We start from the raw sequence: 14,830 nt of genomic DNA on the forward strand, positions 1-14,830 counted from the left end.
AAGATTTTAGTCTCAACACATCAGAATTAGCTTTCCATAACCATTTTTTGAAATAAAACCAAGTTTTTTCAGGAAATGTCGTTTTTTTTAATAAAATTGTTTAATTTTTGTACTATAATTTACCGAAAATTGGTTTTAGAACCCGTTGGGTTGTTGTTTATTATACAAAACGAGAAGAGTCAATGCCAAGTGTCTGTATTGTTATGTTGAAATGGTGTTTCTGGCTTTATTTCTACCTCATCAGATGTATTTCACCCATCTTTCACTTTACCCACAGTATTCTTATTTTTCTAAAGAGGAAATTACCTATGCGAATTAATAGTTTTCGAAAAGATTCCTTTTTTTTAAGAAATTTAAAATCAAAAAATGCTGTATAGATTAAAAGAAGGTATGCCATGACTATTGAACTAATTTTAACTAAAATCCTCCACTATGCGGAAGTCCAACCGGAAAAAATCGCTTTAAAATTTTTCGAGGGAGATTATTTCTCTGAAAAGCAGCTTAATTACCGTGAATTAAAAGAGAAAATTATTGCTTATTCTCAAGTAATTACCAGCTATAGTTTTACGAAACAAAAATCGGCGCGACAACACCCCATTTTATTAATTTTTGATTCGAGTTTGGATTATATCGTTTCATTTTTAGCCACATTACACTCTGGAAATATTGCAGTTACAGCCTATCCTCCTCGGCAAACCCGTCATTTGGAGCGCCTGCTAAAAATAATTGAGGATTCGCAAGTTGAGATGATTTTGACAACCGCAAAAGTTAAAAATTACTGTGATACCAATCATTTCATGTTCCCAAACGCTGATTTAATTTGTGTGGATATGCTCGATATAGAAAACTCTTCTATTGCCTCTCCATCAATTGCCCAACCGGATGATATTGCCTTTTTGCAATATACCTCGGGTTCTACCGGTTCGCCCAAAGGGGTAATAGTGACCCATAGAAATCTCCATGCTAACCTGAATCTGCTCGTAGAGTACCTAGGAGAAAGTTCAATAAACACCTGTGTTTCCTGGTTACCTATTTTCCATGATATGGGATTAATTGGTAATACCTTATTGCCTTTGTATCGTGGGGGAACATGTGCTTTTATGGCGCCATTAACCTTTCTAAAAAATCCTTTCTTTTGGCTCCAAAAAATTAGCGAAGAGAAGGGAAGTTATACCATGGCTCCTAACTTTGCTTATGATTTATCGATTGATGCCTTGGAAAAAAACGCTTCTTTATATCAAGGACTAGACTTTAGTTCTGTTTGCCATTTGGTTAACGGCGCCGAACCGGTAAAGCCAAACACGGTGAGACGGATTGAAGAAAAGTTGAAAACTTATAATTTGGCACCAGGAACGATGAAGACTGGTTATGGGATGGCCGAAACAACCTTGGTCATTTCCCTCTATAACCAGAATCCTGAGAATCGATTTCTCTTGGTTGATAAAGAAAAATTGAGCAATGGACGAGTTAGGCCTCATTCCATTCAGGGGGAGGCAGTTGAATTAGTACGTTGTGGTAAAGTCTCTAATCATTATTCCCTAAAAATTGTGGATCCGACTACTCGGAAAGAGCTTCCTACACAGGTGGTTGGTGAACTTTGGCTGCAGGCAACTTCTGTTGCTGCAGGTTATTATCGCAATTCAGAAAAAACTGCAGAAATTTTTAATGCGTTTACTGCTGGTGGTGATGGTCCTTTCTTGAGAACGGGGGATTTAGCCTTTATAGATGAGCAAAATTATTTAGTGATTTGTGGGCGCGTTAAGGATTTAATTATCATTAATGGTCGTAATATTTATCCTCAGGATGTTGAATTAGCTTGTTATCAAGCTGATTCCAATTTAATTCAAAATGGCGCCGCTGCATTTTCCATCGTAGGGACATCTTCAGAAGAATGTGTTGTGGTTGCTGAAGTAAACCGCCATCTTGAGGCAGCAAGATACAGCGAAATTCTAAATAAAATAAAAAAAGCGGTTTTTGAGGCTACCGACGTTGTTCTCTATGATATATTGCTGATTCCTCCTAGAAAAATTCTTAAGACCACCAGCGGCAAAATTCAGCGCAGTGCCTGTAAGCACGCCTACACTGAGGGACAATTCAATTATCTCGCACGTCTTTTATTGCCCGAAAAGTTCGAAGAAGAGAAAACAAACCCAACGGTAACCATTGAAGATAACAAGGAAGTTGTTTCTTGGCTTAAGCAATGGATAGCAAACAATAGCATCGTTCGTTATGACGATATTGATGAGCAACGTGCTTTCGCAGAATTTGGGCTTACTTCCATTAAATTAGTCACGATGGTCAATGAGTTGGAGCAATTTATCCAGCAACCTTTAGATCCCTGGCTTGCCTGGGAGTACTCGACCATTTTCGCTTTAAGCCAGCATATAGTTAAAAAAAATAAGGAAGAGAGTAGATTATTGGAAAAAGATTATGAACCGATCGCCGTCATTGGCATGGATTGTCGTATTCCAGGTTCTCATCAGACTTTAGAAAATGTGGATGAGTTTTGGAAATTCCTGCAAGGTCAAGAGGACAGTATCAGGCCGATTCCAAAAGATCGTTGGGATAATAGGCAGTTTTATGATGCCGATCCCCAGAAAAAAGGGATGATGTACTCTACTGCTGGAAGTTTTTTAACTGAAATTAAACGATTTGATACCAAATTTTTCAATATAGCACCCAGAGAGGCTGAATATTTGGATCCTCAGCAGCGTCTGGCGTTAATGGTGAGTTGGCATGCATTGGAAGATGCCGGTATTGTTCCTGCTGATTTAAGCGGCACACATACGGGCATTTATCTTGGAATCAGTACTCATGATTATGATGCTTTGATTCAAAAGCATGTTCCCTTGGAGGAATTAACTACCTATCAAGCAACAGGAACCAGTTTCTCTACCTCCGCTGGGCGTATCGCTTATTTTTTAGGGACCCATGGACCATGCTTGGCAATTGATACTGCGTGCTCCTCTTCATTGGTGAGCATTCATCAAGCCTGTCGTGCCTTGCAAGATGGAGAGTGCGATCTGGCTCTGGCTGGGGGTGTTAATGTAATCCTTTCACCAGAAACCAATATTATTTTTTGTAAAACGGGCATGTTATCCCCTAAGAATCGCTGCAGTACTTTTGATAGCGAAGCCGATGGCTATGTTAGAGGAGAAGGCTGCGGGATGGTTGTTTTAAAGCGTTTAAAAGATGCTCTTCGCGATCAAAATAAAATTTATGCGGTGGTTCGCAGCAGTGTGGTAAATCAAGATGGGGCGAGCAATGGTTTAACTGCGCCTAATTTACAAGCACAAGTTGAGGTGATGCAAGATGCCATCAAGCTTGCTCATTTAACTCCAGAGCAAATTACTCATATTGAGGCACATGGTACAGGAACGTCATTAGGTGATCCTATTGAATGGGAAAGCATACGACGAGCGTATGCGCTTGCACGAAAAACACCACTTTATATTACTTCTTTGAAGACACGAATAGGGCATTTGGAGGCTGCTGCCGGTATTGCGAGTTTTATTAAAACAGTTTTGGCAATTAAATACGGCCAAATCCCAAGTCATCTTCATTTAAAACAGTTTAATCCCAAAATTACGCCACAAGAGACCATGCATGTCCCCACACAAAGTCAAACTTGGCAAATGAGCGAGCGTTATGCCGGTGTCAGTTCTTTTGGTTTTAGTGGCACGAATGCCCATATTATCTTGGAAAATGCCCGCTTCTCAGAGCCTCAAATCGAACAAGAAACTTATCCTTATCATCTTTGGGTAGTTAGTGCCCGAGAAGAAATTGCTTTAAAAAATTATTTAGAAATTTATCGCCAATACAGCAAAAACGCACCTGTGGATTTTGCTGCAATGTGCCAACAAGTAATTAGCCAACGCACCCATTTTGCATACCGTGCCTTTATCGTAGCTAAAGATAGGAGCGAGTGGCAGAAGAGTTTGGAACAGGGGGAGTGGCAGCAAGGTGAAGTTAGTGACAATAATAAATTAGTATGGCTATTTACCGGTCAAGGGTGCCTCCATCCACGGATGGCGGCCCAACTTTATAAAACATTGCCATTATTTAAACTCGTTGTGGATCACTGTTGTTCTATCGCTAATCCTTTGCTTTCCTATGATTTGCACGAAGTTTTACTCAATACCCCCGAGCATATCAATATTAATCATACTCGTTATGCCCAGCCCGCTTTATTTGTCTATGAATATGCGCTGGCCAAATGGTTCCTTTCATTGGGGATTCGTCCGCATGCTTTAATTGGTCATAGCTTGGGAGAATATGTTGCCGCTTGTGTTGCTGAGATCCTGTCTTTGGAAGATGCCCTGCGTTTAGTATGTATTCGTGCAGAGTTGATTGCCTCTCTGCCTGAAGAGGGGGCAATGCTGGCTGTTGCTGTGAACTCCGAAAAAACCGAAAATTTATTGCTGGATTTCCCAGATTTGGTCATTGCTGTAAAGAATAGTCCACAGCAAACTGTTGTTTCAGGCCCTCGTGAGGCGATTGAGGCTTTAAAAAATTATTGCGCAGAAAATAATCTGCGTTGTACCGCTATAGCGACATCTCATGCTTTTCACTCACCACTCATGCAGCCTATTGTGGCTGATTTCTATAAGGAAACCCAGAAAGTAACCTACAATCAACCCAAAATAGCGCTGATTTCCAATGTTACGGGTTTAGAATTGAATCCTGAGGAAATAAATGCGCAATATTGGTGTGAGCACTTGCTAAAAACAGTTAATTTTTATCAAGGGCTCCAAACGTTAATGCAACAGGGGATTAATCTCTATCAGGAAATTGGCCCCAAACCCGTTTTAACGGCACAAATTCAACTCCTTGGGGATTTCACAGTCTTGCCATCGGTTATGAACGCAGAGAATCCTTGGCCAAGCCTGCTTCAGGTCTTGGGAGTACTTTATTTAAGAGGCTGGAGCATTGATTGGAGTGCATTGTATTTGAAGGCATTTTTTCACAAAGAATCGCTGCCTAAATATCCTTTTGCAGGAAAGGATTATTGGTTACCTGCTTTTTCGCAACAGCAGAACACATCGCAGGGGCAGTGGCGAAAAAATTTATATCAGGTGCAATGGCAGGAACTGAATTGGCACGCGTCTTCTATTTCTTCCACTCAAAAAATTGCTGTCATGGCTCGCACAGAATCAAAAATAGAGCTTCTGAATTTCCTGTTAAAGCAGCATGACATTACCACGGTACGGATTGCTAGAGAAGCACAGGAAGCGACTATTTTAGCACAACTCAAAGACGCGTCTCATTTTATTTATTGCTGTGAAGCTGATGAAGAGGAAGTAATTTCCGAGACTATTTTTCTTGCTCGGATAACGCAATTACTGATTAAAAATAAGATGTATAAATCTTTTATTTTCTTAAATGCTAACTCCTCTGTGGTAGGTACTGCCCTACTTGCTCTGCTTAAATCCATCAAGCAGGAGTATCCCCAGTGGTCTGTCCACTATCGAGAGGGCACTCTAGAAGAGACCGATAAGAATTGGGTTAATATATTGCTTGGTGAGTCGGAAAACGATTGGATTTTACGTTATGAAAATCAACGCTATTATTCGTTAAACATTGTTCCACTTATGCCTGAGTTAATTTTGGGTAATAAGGTGATTTACCCGGATAATAGCTATTTAATTACAGGTGCTTGTGGCGACATAGGTCAAGTTTTAATTGAAGAGCTCCTACAGCAAGGAGTAAAAACAATTGTTGCGGTAGGACGCAGGAAAAAACCTGGAATTTGGTCTCCAGTGATCCAATCGTATCTCAAACATGACGCGCAGATTCACTATTACTGCTGTAATATTGCCGAAGCCAATGAGGTAGAACGATTAATTGGAGCAATTAATAAACAATTACCTCCATTGGTCAGTGTTATTCACGCAGCTGGAGTCACTATCGATAAACCTTGGCTTGCTATGCAAGAGACGGATATTAGACTTATTCTGGAAGGCAAAGCACTGGGAGCTTTTAATTTACATCGTGCAACAGCATCATGTGAACTTAAAGAATTTATTTGTATTTCTTCTATTGCTGGTGTTTTAGGAAGTCAGGGGCAAGCGGCCTATGCAACAGCTAATGCTTTTCTCGATGCTTTAACTGATTTACGCCAACAACAGGGGAAACCTGGTTTAAATTGGATACTAGGGCCGGTAAAAAATACGGGTTTATTCAAAAAAAATGAAGAATCATTAACTCCTTACTTGGCTTCATTAGGAATTGCTCCAATTACCCAAGAAGTAATTCGGGCAGTAGTGAAAGAAAAAGTTGGCATAAACAAGGTTATTGTTGCGAATTTTCTTAATGATAATGCCTCTGCAACTCATGAAGAAGCGATGCACACGCAAACATCTTCCAATGACTCTGCAAATATAACCCCAACACCGGGCAAAAAAGAGTGTCGTGTAGATGACATTCTCCATATGGTGCAAAAGATATTAAAAGCGGATGATGATAGTTTATCGAGAAGCCATAATTGGTTCGAAGCCGGCATGGATTCAATAATGGCAACACAATTGGTTCATCAAGTGAATAAAAAATACAAAGACAATATTGTCTCTTTTAAAGATATATTTCAGCATGCCTCAGCTGAAGAACTGGCCACACAAATTCAAGCAAGGTTAACTGATTACATAGCACAAGAAAACACTTTTCCTACAGCGAACACTATTCCTCTATCATTACAGCAGCAAGAGGTATGGAATTTTCTTAATCGTTGTCAAGATAAAAGGGCATACCAAATTCCTATGGAAATAAAGATAGAGGGAACTATATCCCGAGAAAAATTTGAGTATGCTTTAAAACAGACAATGCTGCGTCATGATATTTTCCGATATGGTTTCCACAAAATTTTGCATCAGGTTAACCAACATATTCATCAGGATGTAGCGGTTTGTCTCGAATATAGTGATAATTATGATGCAGGGGAGGTAGCTGAATTTTTGCTTACCCCCATAGATTTAAAGCAGCCACCACTGATACGCAACCGACTCATTCGTGTTAATGAGCAAGAACATCGTTGGCTGATTGTTTTTCATCATTTGATTTGTGATGGTAATACAGTAACTTCTTTTATTCAGGAAGTGATGTCACATTATGACGATCAGCAGTTCGAAGAAAAACCTCAGCAATATAGTGATTATGTGTATTGGCAATGGAATAATGTCCTGGATTTACTTGATGGCAGTCTAAAAGATTATTGGCTGAATTATTTAAAAGATATTCCTTTGAGTGTTCCCTTTGTCTGTGTCACCCATTGTCCTATGGAGGCCCGTGTTATTTCAGCCAGTATACCTCTTGAGAATCTAAATGAGACATTGGAAATTCTTGAAAAAAACAAACTTTCCTTAAGTAACTTCATACTTGCTCATTTATTTGATTTACTCCTTAAGTCTTTTAAGAGAGAAAAGCAAGGTATTGTAGTATTTTTTTCAGGCCGAGAAGATGGCAATTTTACTTCAGTATTCGGTGATACCTCTAGTGATGTGGTCATAGTTTCCCATCAATGCGAGGATATTTTACAGCATGCGCAGGCACTACAAGAGCAAATTTTATCACGAGTCGATAAGCAATATTTACGCATGCCTATGCTCCCGGAAAACGGCCTTGAGTTTCCAGAAATTTCTTTTGATTTTCAGCGCGGTGTTCAAATACGTGTGACCAGTTCACAACTTAAGGTTACTGCTGCAAAAAGTGGTAATGTGCAAAATTATTTGTGGGGAGAAATGCCTAGGCTTTTGTCTTTTAAAGCATTGCTTGAACCCACAGAACTCAAGTTAGCGTTAAAATACCGCGCAGATAAAATAAGAGATAATCTAGCACAGGCCTTATTAATGCAATGGATGACCTTGATCAGCAACTGCATTCAGAAAAAAAATCAAAAAATTAATGCACAAAAAGCTAATTTAACCGTCATGAATGCTTCTATTTTACAACAAAATTTATGGCAGTTATTAAAATCGCATCCTAATGGCATGCCTTATTATATTCCCCTTATTAAAGAGTTAGAGAAGGATGTTGATTTAGCACGATTAGATAATGCGATGCGCATTTGCATTAGTAAGCACCCAGCCTTGAGAACCTATTTTACCCCTAAAGAAGAAAAGCTTGAGCTCATTCTCACTAGAAAAGAGGCGCACTTACCTTTAAAGCAAGTAAAAACAAATAAGCTCTATCAAACGCTGGGTGAATTATTACTAGAGCCTATTGCTATAGATAGCCCTCCCTTATTACGGTGGTATCTTGTTTTATCTACAGAAGAAAAGCCCATTTTATTAATTAGAATTCATCATCTGGTTTGTGACGGTTTGTCTGCAGAGATTTTTTTTCAGGAACTCGAACACTATTATTTACACCCTGATGAAACAAGCATCATTGAGCAGGACTCAAGCTATTTAAATCATATTGCTGCAGATTATAAAAATTATGAATTAAGACTCAATGATTACACGGATTATTTGGCCTCAGTAAACCTTACCAGGAAGCAAGATACGTTTTTAGTAAAAGAGACTTATTATGGTGGTGTGGTTTATCAGCAGGTAATGGAAATTTATTCCAAGAAAATAGCTGATTTTTGTCATACCAATAAAATATCCCTTTATACTTTTTATCTCCATCTTTTCTGTGCGAGTATTGCCAAGTATTGGGGTAATAAAGAAGTTTATATCAGTATTGTAAAATCGAATCGAACACATTTGGAGCATCATAATATAGTGGGTTATTATGCTGATAACATTCCTTTGTTAGTTTCCATTAACGATGACCCTCTTATCTCTCAATTACAGGCTTTGCAAATAAAGATAGTAGAGTTAGTTTCTCGCTTTGAATTTCCATTTTTACTGCAGGATATGACACGAATTAACTACAAACAGCCTCAGTTTATTTTCAATCAGTATTCTTTAATCGATCCCCTGAAATTTAATTCTGCAGATTATGTGTTTGAAACAATAATTCAGGAAACCAAACAGGTCGCTCTGTGGAATTATTCGAATCCGGAGCGATGTAATTTAATGGTAAGAAGTAGTTCTCAAGGAGACATTCTGGGTTTAATTTTTAATCCCATGTTGGTGACTGAGAAAGAAGCTCAAACAATAATGGACATGATGATAAGTGAGCTGCTCGCTAGGATAAAAAGCTAGTTAAATAGGCGATAGTAAGGATGAGTAGCATAATTTAAGATTTCCTTATCCCCATTACTGTCGCCATAAGCATAAAGTGTTTTGGGGTTATTGATGCACTCTAGTACACGTCTTAATTTTTCTTGGCCGTTACAGCTTTTACCTCGTAACTTACCTGTAGCCTTACCTTGAGGGTCAAAATCAATTTGTGTAGAGACGATATGATCAAAGCCATTTTGCTTTCCCCAATAATCTACATAAAGGTTATAAGCAGACGTAGCTAAAATGCAATGATGACCTCGTTCTTTATGCCATTTTAACCGTTGCATTGCCGAGTTTTTAATTAATTGCGGCAATATCGAATCGACAAAATTTTCTCCGCTTTGATAGAGGAACTCTTGTGATAAATCTTTTAAAAAATGTGTTGCAATAATGTTGTTTAAACCATCGACATCGATTAAGTGAAGTTTATAGGCTAGTGCATGAGGGACTTTGGGTAAAAATTTCCAGAAAAAGTGTTTTTCCTCAATAAATCTTAAAAAAGGAATGGTGGTATTCTTGTACGTCATGGTGCCATCAAAATCAAAAATGGCTATAGTGTCCACATGATTTATTTGATTATTTTCGTAAGGCGTCATATGTATCGAAAACATGAGAGTTATTTATTATTAAGTTTAGTAAACTTTATGAAGTTCAATAAAAAGAACCCTTATAAACTTTAAAATAGATTCATCTTTCGTATTTACTACGTCAAAGCAAACACCGTTCTCATCGAATTTGTAATCCAAACTCAGCATTGCAGGAATTATTTTTAGCCTATCGTCCATGTAATTTGATGCATTACAGATTTTATGATGTTGTAATTAACTCGAGTCAACATCATCAAACCATTAAAAGTTGCTGAAATGCAAATGATTCGGCCTAAACTATTCTTAATTCTTGGTAGGGACGCGAACGTAAAAAGCTTCGTAAAAAACCACAAAGCCTATCAAACTAAACTATACTTAGCATGCATAATTGTACTTTTAATGATCTTATTGATTAAATAATTACAAGGAGCGGTATATGTTATCAAAAAATATTAAAAAAATTACGATGATTATTGTTATGAGCGGTTTTATTTCTAACTCTTTTGCTTGGGGATATCACCGAAGCTATACCGTCTGTCGTGGAGGCAATTGTCACCATACGAGTGTAAATAAAGGTTGCTTTAACGGTCATTGTGGTACCACACGCTATGGATCTACCTGGCATAGATAATTATAACAAGCTGGTTGGATCCTTTTGATCCAACCTTTTAAACTTTATACACATCCACATCATCTTTGAGCTGCTTGGCAATCTCGTCCAAATGATGAATAAATGTCATCATTTCTTTGATGCCGCTGGAAAAAGTCGAGGTTGTGCGATTAATTTCATTCATGCTTTCAACGATTTGCTCGATTCCGACTGCTTCTTGACGAATGGCTACCTCAATGTGTTGACTTGCTATGGAGGCATCATTAATCATTTGGCTCAGTGTTTGAATGATTTTACCTGCATTCTCAATCAATTTTGCTCCTGAATCCAATGTTTTTGTCCCTTCTTCGGTAACAATGACCGCTTTTTCAGTAGCGCGACGAATGTCCTCAAGAATTTTTTGTACTTGTACTGTTGATTGTTCCGATTGTTCGGCTAGATTTCTTACTTCTTTAGCTACTGCTGCAAAACCTTTTCCAGATTCTCCAGCTTTTGATGCTTCAATTGCAGCATTCAATGCCAACATCTTTGATTGTTGTGCCAAAGTATTGACCACTGAGGTGATGTCACCGATTTGTTGGGTGTGATTGTTTAAATCAAGTATGGTTTGGGCAATGAGCTTCATTTTTTCTTCTGAAGCTCTAATACCCAGAATGCTTTGTTCTACAGACTGTGTGCCTAATTTCCCTTGCTCATAAGTATTCTTAGCTACTTCTCGCAGCGTTTGAGCTTTTTCCATGGTTTGTTTTGAGCTTTTATCCATTTCTTCCAGTGAAGCACTGATTTCATTAATAGCGGATGCTTGTGAGGTAATACCTTCTGCTTGTTCCTCTGCAGAAGTAATCACCGTGTTCACCATAGTGACTATGTTCGTACTCACTTCGGTAATATTTCTAGTAATGGATGCCAAACCTTCGGTCATTGAATTTAAATCACGGCCTAAATCGTGCAATATGTCTTCTTTATCGAGTTTAAGTCGCTCTTGAAGATCTCCTGCAGCAACTTTGCTGCTGAATTCGCTAAATTTTTTTGATGAATTGACTAGTTGTTCATATAATTCTCGAGTTTCCACTTCTTTTGCACGTAGAGCCTCATCATTTGCTGCAATTGCTTCTTGCATGGCCTTAAGTGCTATAAACAATTTCCCTAGCCTACCTGTTGAGCGAAGTTGAATTGGAATATTACGCTCACCTGCAGCAATTCGTTTCGCAATATCAATCGCAAAACCCACGGCGCCTAATATCGATTTTTGGGTTACATAAGGCACAATAAGAGTTAAAGCAATGGCTAAAACAAGTAATCCATAAGCCGATTTTTTTAAAGAAGTTAGGCTTTCATTTATTCTAGTTGTACTTTTGTCAATTTCTGATGATATTTCATTAAAAAAACCTCCTATTCTTTTTCCTGCATCAGAAGAATAGGGACCATCAATAATATCAATCATTGCATTTTGAATTTCTTTTGTATTATTTCTACTATTTTCTACATTATTGGGATCATTTGGATCTCTAGGGGCATTGATTATTTTTGCTTGGATTTCATAGAGAGGCCCATACAAGTTTTGAAGTTTGTCCCATTTTTTCTGTAACTCCGTATTATCCAGCTCGGTGGAGTTCATAATCTGATTCCATAGATTTCGGGTTTCATTAATTTCTCTCCATATCCGCGCAAAAGCGTCTTTATCCTGGGGATCTCCCGTCATTGCCCAATGTTCAAGAATATCTTGGGCTTGATAAATTTGGGTATCAAGAATTTGAGGTAAACTTTCGCGATTAATTAATTGGCTCAATTGCATGACGCAATCTATTTTGGGGAGCAATAACATAATTAATATCAATAAAGGCAAACAAAGTGTTGCAAAGCCAATAACTAATCGGCTACGGATAGAAAGAATAAAACCTTCTTTGGGAATCTTGTCCATATCTCACTCCTATTTTCTATAATTCTAGATTTTTTTTACATAAATAGCTCTATTAAAAGTGATAGTTCCAATGTTTCGCTAATTTAAAAGTTTTGGAAAATCCATAGTGAGATTAGGGACATGCAAATTCGCTAAGTAAGTTATAATGGGTATAGGCATTTTTAATGAATTCTAAAACTTAATTGTACTCATTGTGCAAGAAAAACCAAAACAGCAAATCGCTTTGAGTCATTATGCTCTGAGTTATTGTCACTTTTTTGCATAGTTCATATTGTTAATAAATTCTTCACAAAAGGTGACAATAACTCAGGTCAAAATGACCCACATAGATTCGATATTCAGCGCACTGATTATTAGCTGGGTAACCTTTTGGAGGTGCGTAGAGCAATTGCAATGATAATGTAAGTCCAACCACTGACTATCATATCAATCGCAATAAACATTCCAATGACCCATAATCCACTCATCGGCCAATGCATTAAAATTAGGATCCCGAGTATTAAGGAGGTTATTCCGGCAAAAAAGATCCACCCCCAGCCTGTGGTATGTCGTAACGAAATCGACATGAAAATACGAGTAACACCAATAACAATAAGTGTCCAAGCCAGTAAGGCAGTGATAATTGTAGAGGCTAACAAGGGATCATATAAGATGATACAGGCTCCAATAAGATACAATATGCCAATACAAACTTTCCAAATCGCGCCTTCCCATTTTTTATATTTAAATGCATCTGCAATGTGTGATAGTGCAGAAACCATGAGGAGTACTGCAAAAAAATACATGCTCACTATGGTTAATGCGATTTCCATACCTAAACCAATAAACCCTAAGAGTAATAGCAGTATTCCAAAACCAAAGAGCCATCCTCGATGATGTTGCAAGAGTTCTGATTCGGGACGATGAATAACATGATTAGTAGCCATATCAGTTCCTTTTGATTGTCTAACTTTAATAATATAGCTTATTTTTAATATCGATGCGGCCAATTCTCTTGAATTCTCGAAGAAAATTTCATCTGTAAATTAGTCGGCTCTTTAACAATCGCTAAATTAAGTCCGAATGACGTTATTTTTCGGGGGTATTAACTGTGCGGCATACATCAAGTATACGCATATCAAAGTGCATAAAATCATGCTCTGCCTTCGACAATATCATTTGTAAACCAAGCCTTAGGAATCAGAATGTTCCTCTGTAAAGGCCTTAATTTCTGGAATAATAATGTTGCGGAATTTTTTGCCGTTGAATAATCCATAATGACCTACGCCTTCGGCAAGGAAATATTTTTTCATGGAATCTGGTAAGTTTTTGCATAAGCTAAGCACCGATTTTGTTTGGCCTACGCCCGTGATGTCATCTCGTTCACCTTCAATTGCCAGAATAGAAGTATTCTTTATGTCCTGTAAGCGCACATTATGTCCGCGCGATTTGTAGCGTCCAGTAGTTAATAGTTTTTCTTGAAAAACTGTATTGATTGTTTGCATGTAAAATTCGGCAGTCAGATCCATAGTTGAAAAATATTCAAGGTAGAACTTGATTATCTTGAAGGCCGCTTCTTTTTGGTTGTCTGCATATCGATCGACTGCTTTTTGCAGTGATTCCATATGACGCTGAAAATTCATGCTCATAAAACCTGCAAGTTGCATAAATCCAGGATATACAAGACGCATTGCACCTGGAAAACGAGAGGGCACAATCGAGATGACATTTTGTTGAAACCAATCGTCTCCTCTGGAAGAAGCTAATTCATTGACCGAAGTAGGTGATTGGCTCGTATCAATAGGTCCCCCGAGCAATATTGCTGTGCGAGGAAGGTTGGGTGAATTATTGGTGGACATTAGAGCAACGGCAGCTAAAACCGGTACCGTCGGCTGACAAACTGCCATGACGTTTAAATTGGGTGCAAGTAAATTTAAATAGGAAATGATGTAATCAATGAAATCATCCAAATCAAACGATCCTTCAATTAAGGGCACATCACGAGCATTTTTCCAGTCAGTAATATAGACATCGTACATAGGAAGTAAATTTTTAACGGTATCTCGCAACAAGGTTGCATAGTGTCCGGACATTGGTGCGACGACGAGTAATTTGGGTAAATCCAAGTGTTCCGCATTTACTTTTTTAAAACGAATTAGGTTGCAAAAACTTTTTTTATTTATAATTTCTTCTTGGACATCGTAATATTCATCATGGATTTTCACTTCATTAATATCAAATTGGGGTTTATCGTAAACATTCGTAATAATATGAAATACATAGGAGTAACCGGATAACCTACGAAAATGACCTGAAGATGAATCCAATATTTTTTTCAACACCTCTTGTCCTTCATTGGGCATATAAGGAATGTTAACGGGCAAATTAATATTGTCAGAAATTCTGCGAAGACGTTTCGCCATATGGTCAAAATAATCGGAGTAAGGCTGAAGCAAACGCATATTAAAATCATAGATATTGTAAAGATAACGATTATCAAGAGGGTGAAAATGCATAGAAGTGCCTCACATATTTTAGAAAGATGCGAAAAAATGGTGCATCACAA

At 37.9% G+C, this 14,830-nt stretch carries 6 protein-coding genes; 2 read left to right on the forward strand and 4 right to left on the reverse strand.

Going from position 1 to position 14,830, the window contains the following annotated elements; all coding sequences use genetic code 11:
- Positions 1-395: 395 nt before the first annotated feature.
- Positions 396-9,146: an SDR family NAD(P)-dependent oxidoreductase gene (locus tag ACF8MK_RS10385; protein WP_392536591.1), complete on the forward strand. Its 8,751-nt coding sequence runs from the start codon at positions 396-398 to the stop codon at positions 9,144-9,146.
- Here ACF8MK_RS10385 and ACF8MK_RS10390 read toward each other — a convergent pair.
- Complete coding sequence (locus ACF8MK_RS10390; RefSeq protein WP_392536592.1) at positions 9,143-9,763, reverse strand: HAD-IB family hydrolase; 621 nt, start codon at positions 9,761-9,763, stop codon at positions 9,143-9,145. The genes ACF8MK_RS10385 and ACF8MK_RS10390 overlap by 4 nt on opposite strands.
- A gap of 427 nt (positions 9,764-10,190) precedes the next feature.
- Here ACF8MK_RS10390 and ACF8MK_RS10395 point away from each other — a divergent pair, with 427 nt between their 5' ends.
- Positions 10,191-10,385 carry a hypothetical protein gene (locus ACF8MK_RS10395; protein ID WP_265702734.1) on the forward strand — a complete coding sequence of 65 codons (195 nt, stop codon included), beginning with the start codon at positions 10,191-10,193 and terminating at the stop codon, positions 10,383-10,385.
- 37 nt (positions 10,386-10,422) lie between these two features.
- On the opposite strand, the gene ACF8MK_RS10400 is transcribed toward ACF8MK_RS10395, so the two are convergent.
- From ACF8MK_RS10400 to phaZ, 3 genes are all read right to left on the reverse strand, one after another.
- Entirely contained in the window at positions 10,423-12,285 is a 1,863-nt protein-coding gene (locus ACF8MK_RS10400) for a methyl-accepting chemotaxis protein (protein ID WP_392536593.1), read from the reverse strand.
- A 353-nt stretch (positions 12,286-12,638) separates the two neighbouring features.
- Positions 12,639-13,211 (reverse strand): HdeD family acid-resistance protein, encoded by a 573-nt coding sequence (locus ACF8MK_RS10405; RefSeq protein ID WP_265702736.1) that lies wholly within the window; start codon positions 13,209-13,211, stop codon positions 12,639-12,641.
- A gap of 246 nt (positions 13,212-13,457) precedes the next feature.
- Positions 13,458-14,780 carry a polyhydroxyalkanoate depolymerase gene (gene phaZ / locus ACF8MK_RS10410; protein WP_265702737.1) on the reverse strand — a complete coding sequence of 441 codons (1,323 nt, stop codon included), beginning with the start codon at positions 14,778-14,780 and terminating at the stop codon, positions 13,458-13,460.
- Positions 14,781-14,830 lie beyond the last annotated feature (50 nt).

Origin of the sequence: Legionella sp. 227 (assembly GCF_043161935.1) — a bacterium.
GTDB classification, from domain to species: Bacteria; Pseudomonadota; Gammaproteobacteria; order Legionellales; family Legionellaceae; genus Legionella; species Legionella sheltonii.